This is a genomic window from Methylobacterium sp. BE186, from assembly GCF_031457035.1.
Taxonomy (GTDB): Bacteria; Pseudomonadota; Alphaproteobacteria; order Rhizobiales; family Beijerinckiaceae; genus Methylobacterium; species Methylobacterium segetis.
The window spans coordinates 176,312-191,280 of sequence record NZ_JAVDVV010000006.1; the positions used below are offsets into that span (position 1 = coordinate 176,312).

The window sequence follows — 14,969 nt, forward strand, 5'->3', positions numbered from 1 at the left end:
GTTTCGTGCGGGTCCGGACGGAGTTCAGATCGCTCGCCGCACGGGCGAGGGTCCGGCCCGTCCGAGGTGGAGATCGGCCGCGCCGAGGCTCCGACGCGCACAGGACGCGGGGGGCAGCCTTCCTCTCGAAAGCGACGGCCTAGCCCGGCGGCCAGCGGAAATCGTCGGCCCGGCCCGGCTGCGGCGTCGCGGGTGCGCCGCGCTGGAGAACGCGCTCGACGGTGCCGGAGGTGTCGCCGTCGCGGGGGCGGCCTGTCAGGAGGCTGCCGCCGGGCGAGGTCTCCGGACGTCCGAGCGGCACGACCGGGCCCGCGAGCGGCTTGACGGGCAGGGCCGGGATGCCGGGCGGCTCAGGCAGGCTCGGCAGCATCGCGGTGATCTGGCGATCGATCGCCGCGGTCTCGTCGAGCCGGGGCACGGTCCCGTCGAGGCCGGGGCCGGGGGTCGGTGCCTGGGTCGCCACCGGCTGGTCCGGGGTCGCCGGGCCTGCGGTGCCCATCATCCGCTTCAACTCGACGTCGGCGAAGTGGGCGAGCTTGCGCGCGCCGGCATGGGTGAAGTGCACGCCATCCGAGGTCCGCAGCTTCGCGTTCTGCCCCTCGAGGTCGGGGCCGGCGGCGGTGTAGCGGTTGCGCTCGTCAACGAAGCCCGGCCAGATGTCGACATAGGTCCCGCCCGCGCGGGTGACGCGCTCGCGCACGATGTCGTTGATCGCGGCAAGGTCCGTCGTCAGGGCCTCGCTGCGCATCGGCGGCGCACCGACCCAGATCAGCGGCAGCTTGCGGTCGGTGAAGACCTTCACGAGGGCGTCGACGCGGTCGCGGTAGATCTCGCGCCAGCGGTCGGTGAGCGGATCGAAGCTCTGATCGCCCTCGCGGATCGGCTGCCGGTCGTTGGCGCCGACCATCACCAGGGCGTAGGAGACCTTCGGGTTCGCGGCGAGATACTCCTCGGCGGCCTTCGGCCAGTCGACGACGTCCCGGCGCACGAGGCCGCTGTCGCCCTTGGCACGGTCGATGACGGCGACGTCGGCATTGTCCTCGAAGACGTCGTCGAGGCCCTTGCTCAGGTGGTCCGCCAGCGAGTCGCCGAAGACGGCGATCTGCGTCGAGGGCTCGGTCTTGGCCAGGGCCGGCTTCGGGGGTGCAGCGGCCGGGGCGGGCCGGGCGGCGCGGCGCTTCTGCGCGCGCGGGGCGTCGGCGACCGCGGGCGGTCGGGGGCGCGAGGGGCGGTACCCCTGCTGCGGCTGCGGCTGTGCCTGTTGCGGCCGGTCCTCCCAGGGCCAGTAGAACTGGCGCGGCGCTTCCTGCGTCTGGGGCTGATAGCGCCGGTTCGGGCGGGCATAGGCCCCGTCGTCCCGGTAGTAGCTGTCGCGGTAGCGGCGCCGCGGCACGGCGTAGTCGTTGGGCTGTTCGTAGGTGTCGCCCCATTGCGCCAGGGCGGGGGGCGCCTCGAACAGTGCGAGAACTGCGACGAGCGCGGCGCAGCCGAGTTGCACGAGAAGCCGCATGGGGTGCCGCGCCCGTTCCGCCGTCGCCATGCAGCACCTCCGACCCGCTACGCCCGCCCGGACCATACAGGAGGACGCGGCACGCGTCTGCTCCCCGGGCCCGGCGGCCCGGGCGGGCGATCCGGCCCGACCGGGATGAGGCTCAGCGCCCGTCGATCCGCGCGAGGAGGGCGGGCGTCGCGTAGCCGTCGGCCGGGAGCCCCTCGGCGATCTGATAGCGGCGGACGGCCTCGCGCAGCTTCGGGCCGGCACGCCCGTCCGCCTCGCCCGCATAGAGCCCGCGGGTGGCGAGCCCCCGTTGCAGGGCCTGCAGGCCGGCCTTGTCGAGGCGGCTCGCATCGCTGGGCCACGGGGCGGAGAGCGCGGGGCCGCCCATCAGGCGGTCGGCGAGGTGGCCGACGGCGAGCGCGTAGGCATCGGACGTGTTGTAGCCGCGGATCGCCTCGAAATTGTCGGTGATGAGGAAGGCCGGCCCGCCGAGCCCACCGGGCAGGAACAGGCTGGCCCGGCCCGCCTGCGGGAGCCTTCCGCCATCGGTGCGGCGCACGCCGCGGCGGCTGAACTCGCCGAGTTCGCCCGTGTAGGCCGTGAGGTCGAAGCCGGCCGGCAGGGCGACCTCGTAGCCCCAGGAGAGGGCCGGGTTCCAGCCGAGCGCCTTCAGGTAGGCCGCGATCGAGGCGAGGCTGTCGGCCTCGGAGGCCCAGATGTCCCGGTGCCCGTCGCCGTCGAAATCGACCGCGTGCGCCAGGAAGGTCGAGGGCAGGAACTGGACCTGCCCCATCGCTCCGGCCCAGGAGCCCTTCATGCGCTCGGGGGCGATGTCCCCGCGCTCCAGGATCGTCAGGGCCGCCAGCAACTCGTCCCGGAACAGGGTGCCGCGGTGGCGCGCCTCGGCGAGCGTCGCCAGCGCCCGGATCGTCGGCACCGAGCCGCCGCTCGCCCCGAAATCCGACTCGACGCCCCAGAAGGCGAGGAGCACGCCCCGCGGCACCCCGTAGCGCGCCTCGATCCGGTCGAGCGTCCCGGACAGGGCCGCCGCCCGGGCACGCCCGCGCGTGATCCGGCCCGTGGAGACGGCACCGACGAGGTAGTCCCAGACGGGCCGGGCGAACTCGCCCTGGCGGCGTGTGCGCGCCAGGATGTCGGGGTCGGGCTGCGCCACGCCGCGGAAGGCGGCCGCGAAGGTCGCCTCCGAGACGCCGCGGGACAGGGCGTCCGGCTTCAGGGCCGCGATGAAGGCGGCGAAGGCGGCGGGGCGGGCGGCGGGCGGGTTCGTGTCCGGGACGGGCGCCGCCGCGACCGGTACGGACAGGCCCGCCGCCAGTGCCGCGGCGAGCCCCCGAGCGAGGGCGCGCACCGGGCTCAGACCCGGTTGCGCTTGCCGAGGGAATCCTCCCAGGCGAGCGCCTGCCCGACGATGCCTTCGAGATCGTCGTGCTTCGGCACCCAGCCGAGGCGCTCGCGGATGCGGTCCGCGCCCGCGATGATCTGGGCCGGGTCGCCCGCCCGGCGCGGGCAAAGCCGCACCTCGAAATCGCGGCCGGAGACGCGCTTGACCACGTCGATCACCTCCAGGACCGAGTAGCCGCGCCCGTAGCCGCAATTCAGGGTCAGGCTCTCGCCGCCGGAGCGCAGATGGGTCAGCGCCACGCGGTGAGCCTCGGCGAGGTCCGAGACCTGGATGTAGTCGCGCAGGCAGGAGCCGTCCCGGGTCGGGTAGTCGGTGCCGTAGACGTCGAGATGGGTGCGCTGGCCGAGCGCGGCTTGGGTCGCCACCTTGATGAGATGCGTCGCGTTCGGGGTCGACTGGCCGGTGCGCCCGCGCGGGTCGGCGCCCGCCACATTGAAGTAGCGCAGGATGACGTAGCTGAAGCCGTGGGCCTGAGCCGCGTCCTGGATCATCCACTCGCTCATCAGCTTCGAGCGGCCGTAGGGGTTGATCGGGGCCGTGGTCAGGTCCTCGGGCACCGGCACGGTCTCGGGCTCGCCATAGACGGCCGCCGTCGAGGAGAAGATGACGTGCTTGACGCCCGTGCGCACGGCGGTCTCGATCAGGGCGCGGGTCTTGACCGTGTTCGAGAGGTAGTAGCCGAGGGGGTCGGCCACCGAATCCGGGACCACGATCTTGGCCGCGAAATGGGCGAGGGCGTCGATGCGGTGCTGCAGGATCGTCTCGGTGACGAGCGCCTGGTCGGCGATGTCGCCGACGACGAGCTTGACCTCCGGCGGGAGGGCCCAGTCGAAGCCGGTGGAGAGGTCGTCGAGGACGACGATCTCCTCGTGTCCCGCGTCGAGCAGCGCGAGCACCATGTGGCTGCCGATGTAGCCGGCGCCGCCCGTGACCAGAACCGCCATTGGAACTCCTTCGATACCGCGACTGGGTGCGCATCCTAACGCAAAGGCCGGGCCCTGTTGACGGAACAATGGGCTTGTCGGCCGTTCAGGAGGCTTGCAGCTTCTCCCTGCTTACTATCTGAGGCATCGACACCCGTCCGCCGCCTCAAACTGCCAGGTTCCGCTCGATGAAACGCATTCGCAAGGCTGTCCTCCCCGTCGCCGGCCTCGGCACGCGGTTCCTGCCCGCCACCAAGGCGGTCCCGAAGGAGATGCTGACCGTGGTGGACCGCCCGGTGGTGCAGCACGTGGTCGACGAGGCGCGCGAGGCGGGCATCGAGCATTTCATCTTCGTCACCGGCCGGGGCAAGGCCGTGATCGAGGACCATTTCGACATCGCCTACGAGCTCGACCGCACCCTGCAGGAGCGCGGCAAGCAGGCGGCCTACGAGGAATTGAAGAAGGATCTGCCGAAGGCGGGCCAGACGAGCTTCACCCGCCAGCAGGCGCCGCTCGGCCTCGGCCACGCGGTCTGGTGCGCCCGCGAGATCGTCGGCGACGAGCCCTTCGCGGTGCTGCTGCCCGACATGCTGAGCCGCGGCTGCATGGGCCAGATGCTCGCCGCCTACGAGCGGCACGGCGGCAACGTGATCGCCGTCGAGGAGGTGAAGCCGGAGGAGACGCACCAGTACGGCATCGTCAGCGTCGGCGAGACCTTCGGCCAGACCTTCGAGATCACCGGCATGGTCGAGAAGCCGAAGCAGGGCACCGCGCCCTCGAACTTCATCATCTCGGGTCGCTACATCCTGCAGCCGGAGGTCTTCGAGATCCTGGAGAAGGGCGAGACGGGCGCGGGCGGCGAGATCCAGCTCACGGACGCGATGATCAAGCTCGCCGAGAGCCAGAAGTTCTTCGGGCTGCGCTACGAAGGCCGCACCTATGACACCGGCTCGAAGCTCGGCTTCCTCACCGCCAACCTTGCCTACGCGCTGGAGCGCGAGGATCTGGCGGGCCCCCTCAGGGCCGAGATCGCGCGCCTGCTCGAGGGCTGATCCCGACGCCCCCAACTTGATTGCGCCCGACGCGCTTGTGCCATGCGCCGGGAGCACGGATCGGGGCCATTTCGGCCTTGCGTTTTGTGCGGCGCACTTTACTTTGTGCATTGCGAGATCGCGATGGCGTCGCGGTCCCGCAGCCCTTCTTGGGCGTTTCCTCCCTAGACTTCGGGCCGCTCCTTCGGGAGTGGCCTTTTTTCTTGGGCTGAACACCTCGCGCCCGAAGCGGCTCGCGGGGGCGGATCAAGCGGGCGCTTCAGGTTCGCGCAGACGGCGCCGCTCGCGATCCAGCCCTCTCCCGCCCGGCAAGAGGGCGCGGATCCCTATTCCGCCGCGATGCGCCGGGGCTCCAGATCCGCCATCTGCCCGGCGACCGCGACGATCACCTCCCGCAGGCCCGTGAGCAGGGTGCCGAAACCCGGCGTGACGGCAAGCGTCGCCTCGTTCATGTAGAGGGCGCGGTTGATCTCGACCTGCAGGGCGTGGCGGCCGACATTCGGCTCCCCGTAATGCTCGGTGATGAAGCCGCCCGCGTAGGGCTTGTTACGGATGACGCGCAGGCCGCGCCCGCGCAACTCGCTCTCGAACAGATCGACGAGGAAGGGCGCGCAGGCCGTTCCGAACCGGTCGCCCAGCACGATGTCGGCCTTGCCCTCCGGCTCGCGGCCGAGGCTGGAGGAGGGCATCGAGTGGCAATCGACCAAGATCGCGCAGCCGAACTGGCGGGCGGTCCGCTGGATCAGGCCGCGCAGGGTCCGGTGATAGGGCTTGTAGAGCCCCTCGATCCGGGCCACCGCCTCGTCGACGGGCAGGCGCCCGCCGTAGATTTCCTGCCCGTCGGCCACCACTCGCGGCACCGTGCCGAGTCCGCCCGCGACGCGCATCGAGCGCGTGTTGGCAAAGGGCGGCAGGCGGCCCTCGAACATGCGCGGGTCGAGCTCGTAGGGCTCGCGGTTCACGTCGAGATAGGCGCGGGGGAAGTTCGCCCGCATCAGGGGCGCGCCGAGCCCGACCACCGAGGCGAACAGGCGCTCCACATGAGCATCCTCGGAGCGGCGGAGTGCCAGCGCGTCGAGGCGGGAGGACGCGAGGAAGCTCGCCGGATAGACCGAGCCGGAATGGCCCGTGTTGAACACGAACGGGATCCGGTGCGCCTCGGGCTCGTCCACGGCGAAGGCCGGCGCGAAGCCGAAAGCGTCGGTCTGGTCCGGCTGGGGCACTGTCATCGCGGCGAGGGCGCCCTGTGTCGATGGCGGAGGATCGGCCTCCACATTGGGGCGCCCGGCCCCGCCTGTCCACTCCGGCAAGGGCGGTGGCACGGCCGCATCGGTGCGCGGCGGCACCCCGCCCCGGACCCGATCCCTAACACTCTGTTTACCAACCTGTCCCTTTATGGAATGAACACAGCGACTCAAGGGCTCGGAACCGTCCGATGAAGATCCTCCTGGCGGAAGACGACAACGACATGCGCCGCTTCCTCGCGAAGGCGCTGCAGAACGCCGGCTACGACGTCCTCTCCTTCGACAACGGCCTCTCCGCCTACAACCGCCTGCGCGAGGAGCCCTTCGAGCTCCTGCTGACCGACATCGTGATGCCCGAGATGGACGGCATCGAGCTGGCGCGCCGCGCCACCGAGCTCGACCCCGATATCAAGGTGATGTTCATCACGGGCTTCGCCGCCGTGGCCCTGAACCCCGATTCCAAGGCCCCCAAGGACGCCAAGGTCCTGTCGAAGCCCTTCCACCTGCGCGACCTCGTCAACGAGGTCGAGAAGCTTCTCGCCGCCTGAGCGGCGCCCCCGTCAGCAATCCGTCCGAGACCCGTGGCGGCCCGGCAATAGGAAGCGGCGTGCCGTTTGCCTATATGCAGGCCGTCACCCACGGGGCTCGTCGACGCGCATGCAACCGGTCACGATCTACACGACTGCCTGGTGTCCCTACTGCTCGGCGGCGAAGAGCCTGCTGAAGGAGAAGGGCGTCGCCTTCCAGGAGATCGACGTCGAGAAGACGCAAGGGGGCCGCGCCGCGATGGTGCAGCGGGCTGGCGGGCGCACCAGCGTGCCGCAGATCTTCGTGGGCGAGCGGCATGTGGGCGGCTGCGACGACCTCTACGCCCTCGACCGCGCCGGCAAGCTCGATCCGCTGCTGAACGGGGCCGGCAGCGCCGCGGTGGGCGTCGCCGATGCCTGAGGACCGCTTCGTCGCCGCCTGCGTGCAGATGCGCTCGGGCCGCGAGCCGCTGGCGAACCGCGACGCGGCGGTGGCGGGCGTGCGCGAGGCGGTCGCGGCCGGCGCGCGCTACGTGCAGACGCCGGAGATGACCTCGCTGGTCGAGCGCAGCCGCACCGCGATGTTCGAGAAGGTGAGCACGCAGGACGACGACCCGACGCTCGCCGCGCTCCGCGCTGTCGCGCGCGAGACGGGAGCGGTGGTGCAGATCGGCTCGCTGCCGATCCGCAACGGCGAGAAGATCGCCAACCGCGCCTTCCTGATCGACGGGCAGGGCGAGATCGTCGCGGCCTACGACAAGCTCCACCTCTACGATGTCGATCTGCCGAACGGCGAGCGCTGGCGGGAATCGGCCACCTACACGGGCGGCGCCTGCGCGGTCGTCGCCGAGACGGCGCTGGCGGGAATCGGCCTCGGCATCTGCTACGACATCCGCTTTCCGGCCCTGTTCCGGGCGCTCGCCGAGGCGGGGGCCAGCATCCTGACGGCGCCCGCCTGCTTCACGCAGCAGACGGGCGAGGCCCATTGGCACGTGCTGCACCGGGCCCGCGCCATCGAGACCGGCTCGTTCATGATCTCGGCCGCGCAGGGCGGCCGCCACGAGGACGGGCGCGACACCTACGGCCACTCGATCATCGTCGACCCCTGGGGCCGGGTGATCGCGGAGGCCGAGGGCGCGGAGCCCGGCGTGATCCTGGCCGAGATCGACCTCGAGCGCGTCGCAGAGGCGCGGGGCCGCATCCCGGCCCTCCAGCACGCGAGGCCCTTCAGGGTCGAGCGGGTTGGACGTTCTTCATAAGTCGCGCGTTACCCTGGCATCATGATCCGCTACGCCCTCGTCTGCGAGGCCGGCCACACGTTCGAGAGCTGGTTTCCCTCAAGCGATTCCTTCGACGACCAGAGCGCGCGCGGCCTCGTCAGCTGCCCGCTCTGCGGCTCGGCGAAGATCGGCAAGGGCCTGATGGCGCCGAGCGTCGCCCGCACGGACCGCGGGGAGAGGGCGCCGGCGCCGGCAACGGTCGCCGAGTCACCCGCGCCCGTTCCCCTGCCGATGATCGCCGAACCCGAGCGCAAGCTCCGGGCCTTGCTGCGCGCCGTGCGCGAGCACGTGACGCAGACGGCCGAGCATGTCGGCCCCCGCTTTCCGGAGGAGGCCCGCAAGATCCATTACGGCGAGGTCGAGGAGCGGCCGATCTACGGCGAGGCGAGCCCCGAGGAGGCGCGCGCCCTCATCGAGGAGGGCATCGACGTGGCGCCCCTGCCGCCGATGCCGGACGACCGGAATTAGGGCAGGTTCGGGCCGGGTCCCCGATGAGGCGCGGGTTCCCGCTCGCTCCGAGAGAGTGAGGGTGAGGGGGCGCCCTCACGGGAAGGGCCGGTCTCCCTCACCCCAACCCTCTCCCGAACGGGAGAGCGGGCGCGTCGCGCCGGATCGCCGCGCTGCCCGCGAGCGCGGCGAGGGCGGCCGCGATGAGCGCGTTCCAGCCCGCGAGCGAGAGCCCGAGGAAGCGCCAGGCGGCGGTCGAGCAATCGACCACCCGCGTCGTCTTGAGCCGGTCGAGGAAGTCGCTCATCGCCTCGGGGTTCGCGCCCGCGCCCCCGCCGCAATCGGTCGGGCCGGGCCAGAAGCCCCACTCGGCGCCCGCGTGGTAGATTCCGAGACCGGCGCCGTAGAGAAGGCCCGCCGCCGCGAGCCCGAGGGCGAGGCGGGCGAGGCGCCGGGGCAGGACGAGGGAGAGGAGCGCGAGGGGCACAGCCGCGTAGTAGGGGATGCGCTCGGTCAGGCAGAGCTTGCAGGGCACGTAGCCGAGCCCGTGCTCGAACACGAGGGCGCCTCCGACGGTCAGCGTTGCGCCAAGCGCCACGAGCAGGGCGGCTCCGCGCAGGCTCAGCAGGTCGGCCGCGCGCATCACAGCACCAGCTTGAACAGCACGAAGCCGAGCACGATCACCGCGACGGAGATCGCCGCGACGGCGTTCAGGTGCCGGTCGAGCACGCCGCGGATCTGCACGCCGTAGCGGCCGAGGAGCCCCGCCAGGAGGAAGAAGCGCGCGCCGCGGGTGACGATCGACAGCACCGTGAACCAGAACAGGCTGTAATGGGCGAAGCCCGAGGTGATGGTGACGAGCTTGTAGGGGATCGGCGTCAGACCTTTGAGCAGGATCACCCAGTGGCCGTACTGCGCGTAGGATTCCTGGAAGGTGTGGGCCGAGTTCTCCAGCCCGTAGAGCCGGATCAGCCACTGGCCTAGGGAATCGAACAGCAGAGCCCCGATCGCGTAGCCGACGAGGCCGCCCGCCACCGAGGCCACCGTCGCCACGAGGGCGTAGAACCAGACCCGGTCGGGCCGGCTCACCGCCATCGGCACCATCATGGCATCGGGCGGGACGGGGAAGAACGAGCTCTCCGCGAAAGCCACGGCGCCGAGCGCCCAGGGCGCCGAGGGCTTGCCGGCGAGCGCGAGTATCCACTCGTAGAGGCCGCGGATCATCGGGTCCTTGTCCGGTCGGGGAGAGGCGCCGACCTTTGAGCACAGGCGGGCGCCCCTGGCCAGTGAAGGCGGGCCGCAGCCGCCCCGCAAAAGTCCTTGGCCGCCGGGGCGAACCTGTGCGATGAGGCGCGGGACGCGGGTATGGCGGAATTGGTAGACGCGGGCGACTCAAAATCGCCAGCCGCAAGGCGTGGGGGTTCGATTCCCTCTACCCGCACCAAGCAGCCTCACACATCATCGAGAAAGCGCCGGATCCAGCCGCCCACCCGGCCGGAATCGTGCGGCCCGTCGAGGGAGGCGAGCGCCGCCGCGGCGCGCGCCGGATCGGACTCCGCGGCGCGGTGCCCCTCGGTGAGGGCGCGGGCGAAGGCGGGCTCGAATTCCGGGTGGCACTGGAAGGAGAGGGCGGCCCGGTCCCGGTAGCCGAGGACGGCGTACGGGGTGAAGGCGCTGGCCGCCAGCACCCGCGCGCCGGGCGGCAGGGCCACGACCTGGTCCTGATGGCTTGCGGGCACGCGGATCGCGTCGCCCCCATCCATGAAGGGCGCGGGCTCGACGACCTCGTAGCGGTGCAGGCCGAGGCCCCAGCCCTTCTCGGACTTCACGACCCGTCCGCCCCAGGCCTGGGCCATCACCTGATGGCCGAAGCAGATCCCGACCACCCTCCGCTCCGGCGCCAGCGCGCGCAGAAAGGCGATCAGCGCCGCGATCCAGGGATCGGGGTCGTAGATTCCGGCGGGCGAGCCGGTGATGAGATAGCCCGCATGCGCGTTCGGAACGGGGAGAACCCCGGAATCGGCGAGGAACGTCTCGTAGGCGTGGCCCGGCCCGACGAGGCTGCGGACCATCTCGCCGTAGCCGGGATAGCGCCCGCCGAGGCGGGCCGGCGGCCGGCCGGTCTCGAGGACGGCGATCTTCATGGGGGAGGGCGGATCCTCGCGCGTCGAGAGAGGGGCGTGGCGCTCGACCCGAGATGTAGATCAGGCGCCCCTGGCCGGGGAAGCCGGCCTCACGCGGCCCTGACCCGCGGGCGCAGGGGCCCCGCCTCCTTCGGGCGGATGTCCATGGCGTTGCCGCGCCAGACGATGGCGCTCTGCATCCAGGCGCCGGCCCAGAGCGCCGGCAGCATCGCGTCCCGCGCCAGGAAGGCGAGGACGAGGCGCGGCGAGCGGTGCCAGCCGGCGTGGACGGCGAGCCGGTATTCGGCGCCGTACCAGAGCGCGGCCATGGCGGCGAGTGCCAGAAGGGCGGGCGCGCCCTCGACGACGGCGGCGCCGAGGCCGAGGGGAAGGAGGGCGCCGGTGCCGATCTCGGGAGCGAAGAAGAGCGGGAAGGTCACCCGCCGCAGCCGCGCCCAGCGGAGTTGGCGCGACCAGACCTCCGTGAGCGTCCGCCGCCCCAGAGGCTGCTCGAAGGGCGCGGCGACGAGATGGACGCGCCGGCCCGCCGCCCGCACGAGCTTCGTGGCGGCGGCATCCTCCGCGATCTCGGCGGCGAGCGCGCGGATGCCGCCGCGAGCCTCCAGGAAGGGCCTGTGCCAGAGCATGCTCTTGCCCTGCGCGAAGCCGAGCCCCAGGGCCTCGCCGGCATATTGCCAGCGCGCCTGCAGGGTGTTGAGGAAGGCGCACTCGATCTCGGCCGGGAAGCCCCACGGACACGCGCCGATCGGGGTGGAGCAGACGAGCCCCGTCTCCGCCCGCCAGCCCGCCTGGAGCCGCTGCAGGTAGTCGCCCGGCATCAGGACGTTCGAATCGGCGAGCACGACCCAGTCGTGCCGGGCCGCCTCCCAGCCGCGCACGCAATTGTTCAGCTTCGGGTTGTCGCTCACGCGCTCGTCGCCGACGATGAGGCGGGCCGGCACGCCGGGATGGGCCGCGATCAGCCCGTGGAGGAGCGGCAGGATGGGATCGCCCGCATCCGCCACGCAGAAGATCAGTTCGTAGGCCGGGTAGTCGAGGCGGAAGCCGCGGGCGAGCATCTCCTCGCTGAAGGCCTCGAGCCCGCAGACCGGCCGCACCAGGGAGACGGGGGCGCCGGCCGGGAAGGCGGAGCCCGGCCGCGCCGCGCCGATGCGGCGCCCGGCGAGCGTCAGGCTCGCGAGGTTGGCGAGGGTCACGAGGGCGCAGAGCGCCAGGGCGATCAGGGTGCCGCTCGCGAAGGCGCCGTCCATGGATGTCCGCTCCCCGGACGGGCCGGTCCGGCCCATCCCGGACAGGGCCCCTAACAGGCGCCCCGTATCAGGCGTATGACAGGCCGGAACGCGCAGGATCGCGGCGGGCGCGCCGCCACGAGGAGGGGTCGGGTGACGCCGATCGTCTATCACCCGGCCTATCAGGCGAGCCTGCCCGCGGGGCACCGCTTCCCGATGGGCAAATACGGACGGCTCGCCGAGATCCTGTCGGCCCGCGGCCTCGCGCCGTCGGGCTTCGTGGTGCCGGAGCCCGCCCCGGAGGAGACCCTCTGCCTCGTCCACGACCGCGCCTATGTCGAGGCCGTGCTCGCCTCCGCCGTGCCCCGCGCGGTCGAGAAGGCGATCGGCCTGCCGATCGATGCGGGCGTGACGCGCCGCGCCCGTGCCTCGGCCGGCGGCACGCTGGCGGCGGCGCGGCTCGCCCTGGCCCACGGCCTCGCGGGGAGCGCGGCGGGCGGCAGCCACCACGCGCGGCGGGAGCAGGGGGCGGGCTTCTGCGTGTTCAACGACGTGGCGGTGGCCGCCCGCGCCCTGCACCGGGAGGGCGCGATCGGCCGGGCCCTCGTCGTCGATTGCGACGTCCACCAGGGCGACGGCACCGCCGACTGCCTCTATGCCTGCCCCGACCTGTTCACCCTCTCGCTCCACGCCGAGAAGAACTACCCCGCCCGCAAGATCCCGGGCGACCTCGACATCGGCCTTCCCGACGGACTGGACGACGCGGCCTATCTGGCGGTGCTCGCCGCGCGCCTGCCGCCACTCCTCGACGCCCTGCAGCCCGACCTCGTCTTCTACAATGCCGGCGTCGACCCGCATCGGGAGGACCGGCTCGGGCGCCTCGCCCTCACGGATGCGGGGCTCGCGGCCCGCGAGCGCCTCGTGGTCGGGGCGGCGCGGGCACGCGGCATCCCGCTCGCGGCGGTGATCGGCGGCGGCTATGGCCCCGACGTCGACGCGATCGCCGCCCGCCACGCCCTCGTCTTCGAGGCGATGGCAGGGGCGGAGGGGCGCGGCCCGGCGCCGTGAGGCCCGAAGGCAAAAAGAACTTGTGGCTCGACCAAAAATAAATTGTCACAGAGCGGAGATGGAAGGTGAGAAGGACTCTGTGATTGTAAGTCCCGTCGACGGGCGGTAGATGGTGGCAGGCTTCACCCAGCAGGGTCGTCACAGCACAGTGTAAGACCCGGCCGACGTCGCTCCCCAGCCTGGGCGAATACCTGTCGAAGACACTCGGCAGGCAGGGATTGGGGCAATAGAGAACAATCCAACAGAACACACAGGGAGAGAAAGCGTGGCGCGCAACATCTTGATCCTCGGAGCGTCCTACGGCTCCCTGCTCGCGACGAAGCTGCTGATGGCCGGTCACAACGTGACCCTGGTCTGCCGGAAGAAGACGGCCGACCTCATCAACCGCGAGGGGACCGAGGTGCGCATCCAGCTGCGCGGCGAGGAGACCCACCGGTCGATCTTCTCGCGCGACCTGCCGGGCACCCTCGACGCGACGCCGCCCGAGGACGTCGACGTGTCCCGCTACGACCTCGTCGGCCTCGCGATGCAGGAGCCGCAATACACCAACCACACGATCCGCGTGCTGATGATCAAGATCGCGGCGGCGAAGCTGCCCTGCCTCTCGATCATGAACATGCCGCCGCTGCCCTATCTCAAGCGGATCCCGGACCTCGCGGGGATGGACCTCGAGGAGGCCTACACCAATCCCGGCGTCTGGGAGCGGTTCGAGCCGGGTCTGATGACGCTCTGCTCGCCCGATCCGCAGGCCTTCCGGCCGCCGGAGGAGGGGGCGAACGTGCTCCATGTCGGCCTGCCGACGAACTTCAAGGCGGCGACCTTCGCGGACGAGGCGCACAACCGCCTGCTCCGGGAGCTGGAGGCCGACATCGACGCGGTCAGGCTCGACGGCCAGGACGTACCGGTGAAGCTCAAGGTGTTCGACTCGCTGTTCGTGCCCCTGGCCAAGTGGTCGATGCTGCTGACGGGCAATTACCGCTGCATCACGCCGAACGAGCCCCAGTCGATCCGCGAGGCCGTGCACGGCGACCTGAACCTGTCTCAGTCGATCTACGAGCACGTCGACGCCCTCGCCCGGCGCCTCGGCGCCGATCCGGAGGATCAGGTGCCCTTCGGGAAATACGCCAAGGCGGCGGAGAGCCTGCTCAAGCCGTCCTCGGCGGCGCGGGCGGTGGCGAGCGGGGCGCCCTTCATCGAGCGGGTCGACCTGCTGGTGAAGCTGATCGCGCACCAGCTCGACATGCCCAACGCCGAGATCGACCGCACGGTCCAGGTCGTCGACCGGAAGCTCAGCGAGAAGATCTTCGCGGGCGGGTCGGACGGGATCTGACGCGCTCCGATCACCCCGCCGGATCGCGACGCGCGGTCCGGCCGCCTCGCCGGGCAGGCGCCCGCGTGCCGGGCGGGCCGGGCTGCGCGTCCCCGACACGATCCCGCATCGGCCCGGACCGGTGCGGGAGCAAGGGCCGGATCATTCCTCCGGCAAGGCCCGCGCCTGCGCCTCCAGCGCGCCGAACAGCCGGTCGAGCTCTGCCCCGTCGAGTTCGTGGAAGCCGAGCGAGCGGCTCATCATCAGCCCCAGGATCGCGAACAGGAAGGCGGCGCCGGCCCCCGGCCGCGCCTCGATCTCGGCTAGATCCCGCAGGCGCTCGGCGAGGAAGGCCCGGAAGCCGGCGGCCGCGTCCGCGTTCTCGGCGCTCGCGATGAGGAGCGAGTCGGGAAAGCCGGACTCCTCGGCATAGACCTCGCGGGCATGCCCGATCATCGCAAGCGGCATCCGCGCCCGCGTCTCCGCGAGCGCCGCGGCGTGCTGGCCGATGCCGGCCCGCAGGCGCTCCACCTTGCGGGCGGCGAGCGCGGTGATCAGCGCGTCCTTCGAGGCGTAATGATGCAGCACCCCGCCCTTGCTCAGCTCCGCCTCCGCCGCCACCGCGTCGATCGTGAGCGTGCGGCTGCCGGAGCGGCGCAGCAGCGCCTCGGCGGCGTCGAGGATGATCTCGGGACGGTTCTCCCGTCGGCTGCGCGCCTTCGCCATACCCCAACTCACTAAAAACCGTCTGGACGGTCGGTAAGGTAGCGGATATGGCTGCCTGGCGATAGGCCGAATCGGGGGCTTGCCCGAGAAGCTGCCCAG

General features: G+C 71.7%; 16 protein-coding genes and 1 tRNA gene. 8 read left to right on the forward strand and 9 right to left on the reverse strand.

The genetic code is table 11. The annotated features are described in order from the left end of the window. Positions 1-139: 139 nt before the first annotated feature. The 3 genes from J2X36_RS09160 to galE form a co-directional block, all read right to left on the reverse strand. Positions 140-1,540 carry an SGNH family hydrolase gene (locus J2X36_RS09160; protein WP_310348622.1) on the reverse strand — a complete coding sequence of 467 codons (1,401 nt, stop codon included), beginning with the start codon at positions 1,538-1,540 and terminating at the stop codon, positions 140-142. 112 nt (positions 1,541-1,652) lie between these two features. Beyond that, positions 1,653-2,867, reverse strand: coding sequence for a lytic murein transglycosylase (locus J2X36_RS09165; RefSeq protein WP_405029755.1), 1,215 nt, complete (start codon positions 2,865-2,867; stop codon positions 1,653-1,655). Positions 2,868-2,872: 5 nt separating this feature from the next. Beyond that, the gene (gene galE, locus J2X36_RS09170) at positions 2,873-3,865 is read right to left on the reverse strand and encodes a UDP-glucose 4-epimerase GalE (RefSeq protein ID WP_310348625.1); all 993 of its coding nucleotides are present in this window, start codon (positions 3,863-3,865) and stop codon (positions 2,873-2,875) included. 167 nt (positions 3,866-4,032) lie between these two features. Here galE and galU point away from each other — a divergent pair, with 167 nt between their 5' ends. After that, the gene (galU, locus tag J2X36_RS09175; protein ID WP_132255260.1) at positions 4,033-4,896 is read left to right on the forward strand and encodes a UTP--glucose-1-phosphate uridylyltransferase GalU; all 864 of its coding nucleotides are present in this window, start codon (positions 4,033-4,035) and stop codon (positions 4,894-4,896) included. A 326-nt stretch (positions 4,897-5,222) separates the two neighbouring features. Here galU and J2X36_RS09180 read toward each other — a convergent pair whose 3' ends face one another. Beyond that, entirely contained in the window at positions 5,223-6,125 is a 903-nt protein-coding gene (locus tag J2X36_RS09180) for an N-formylglutamate amidohydrolase (RefSeq protein WP_132255261.1), read from the reverse strand. 206 nt (positions 6,126-6,331) lie between these two features. Here J2X36_RS09180 and cpdR point away from each other — a divergent pair, with 206 nt between their 5' ends. From cpdR to J2X36_RS09200, 4 genes are all read left to right on the forward strand, one after another. Then, positions 6,332-6,688: a cell cycle two-component system response regulator CpdR gene (gene cpdR, locus J2X36_RS09185; protein ID WP_003603128.1), complete on the forward strand. Its 357-nt coding sequence runs from the start codon at positions 6,332-6,334 to the stop codon at positions 6,686-6,688. A 109-nt stretch (positions 6,689-6,797) separates the two neighbouring features. Continuing rightward, positions 6,798-7,088, forward strand: a complete 291-nt coding sequence (grxC, locus tag J2X36_RS09190) for a glutaredoxin 3 (RefSeq protein WP_310348730.1) — start codon at positions 6,798-6,800, stop codon at positions 7,086-7,088. Further along, positions 7,081-7,926 (forward strand): carbon-nitrogen hydrolase family protein, encoded by an 846-nt coding sequence (locus J2X36_RS09195; protein ID WP_310348731.1) that lies wholly within the window; start codon positions 7,081-7,083, stop codon positions 7,924-7,926. The genes grxC and J2X36_RS09195 overlap by 8 nt, the downstream gene beginning before the upstream one ends. A gap of 21 nt (positions 7,927-7,947) precedes the next feature. Beyond that, positions 7,948-8,415, forward strand: coding sequence for a DUF1178 family protein (locus tag J2X36_RS09200; protein ID WP_310348733.1), 468 nt, complete (start codon positions 7,948-7,950; stop codon positions 8,413-8,415). Positions 8,416-8,512: 97 nt separating this feature from the next. Here the strand turns inward: J2X36_RS09200 and J2X36_RS09205 are convergent, their stop codons facing one another. Both J2X36_RS09205 and J2X36_RS09210 read right to left on the reverse strand, forming a co-directional pair. Next, positions 8,513-9,037: a disulfide bond formation protein B gene (locus J2X36_RS09205; protein ID WP_310348736.1), complete on the reverse strand. Its 525-nt coding sequence runs from the start codon at positions 9,035-9,037 to the stop codon at positions 8,513-8,515. Continuing rightward, positions 9,037-9,618 (reverse strand): YqaA family protein, encoded by a 582-nt coding sequence (locus J2X36_RS09210; protein ID WP_310348739.1) that lies wholly within the window; start codon positions 9,616-9,618, stop codon positions 9,037-9,039. Before J2X36_RS09210 ends, J2X36_RS09205 begins: the two co-directional genes overlap by 1 nt. 135 nt (positions 9,619-9,753) lie before the next feature. On the opposite strand from J2X36_RS09210, the gene J2X36_RS09215 reads away from it, so the two are divergent. Next, positions 9,754-9,838 (forward strand) — tRNA-Leu (locus J2X36_RS09215). A gap of 7 nt (positions 9,839-9,845) precedes the next feature. Here J2X36_RS09215 and J2X36_RS09220 read toward each other — a convergent pair. Next, complete coding sequence (locus J2X36_RS09220) at positions 9,846-10,538, reverse strand: glutamine amidotransferase-related protein (RefSeq protein WP_310348742.1); 693 nt, start codon at positions 10,536-10,538, stop codon at positions 9,846-9,848. A gap of 89 nt (positions 10,539-10,627) precedes the next feature. Beyond that, on the reverse strand, positions 10,628-11,788 hold the full coding sequence (locus tag J2X36_RS09225; protein ID WP_310348745.1) for a ceramide glucosyltransferase: 1,161 nt from the start codon (positions 11,786-11,788) through the stop codon (positions 10,628-10,630). Positions 11,789-11,920: 132 nt separating this feature from the next. Between J2X36_RS09225 and J2X36_RS09230 the strand changes: the two genes are divergently transcribed. Together J2X36_RS09230 and J2X36_RS09235 are read left to right on the forward strand one after the other, a co-directional pair. Then, positions 11,921-12,835: a histone deacetylase gene (locus J2X36_RS09230; RefSeq protein ID WP_310348749.1), complete on the forward strand. Its 915-nt coding sequence runs from the start codon at positions 11,921-11,923 to the stop codon at positions 12,833-12,835. Positions 12,836-13,100: 265 nt separating this feature from the next. Then, positions 13,101-14,165, forward strand: a complete 1,065-nt coding sequence (locus J2X36_RS09235) for a 2-dehydropantoate 2-reductase N-terminal domain-containing protein (RefSeq protein WP_310348752.1) — start codon at positions 13,101-13,103, stop codon at positions 14,163-14,165. A 141-nt stretch (positions 14,166-14,306) separates the two neighbouring features. Here J2X36_RS09235 and J2X36_RS09240 read toward each other — a convergent pair whose 3' ends face one another. Then, positions 14,307-14,870 carry a helix-turn-helix domain-containing protein gene (locus J2X36_RS09240; protein WP_310348754.1) on the reverse strand — a complete coding sequence of 188 codons (564 nt, stop codon included), beginning with the start codon at positions 14,868-14,870 and terminating at the stop codon, positions 14,307-14,309. Between the last annotated feature and the right edge of the window lie 99 nt (positions 14,871-14,969).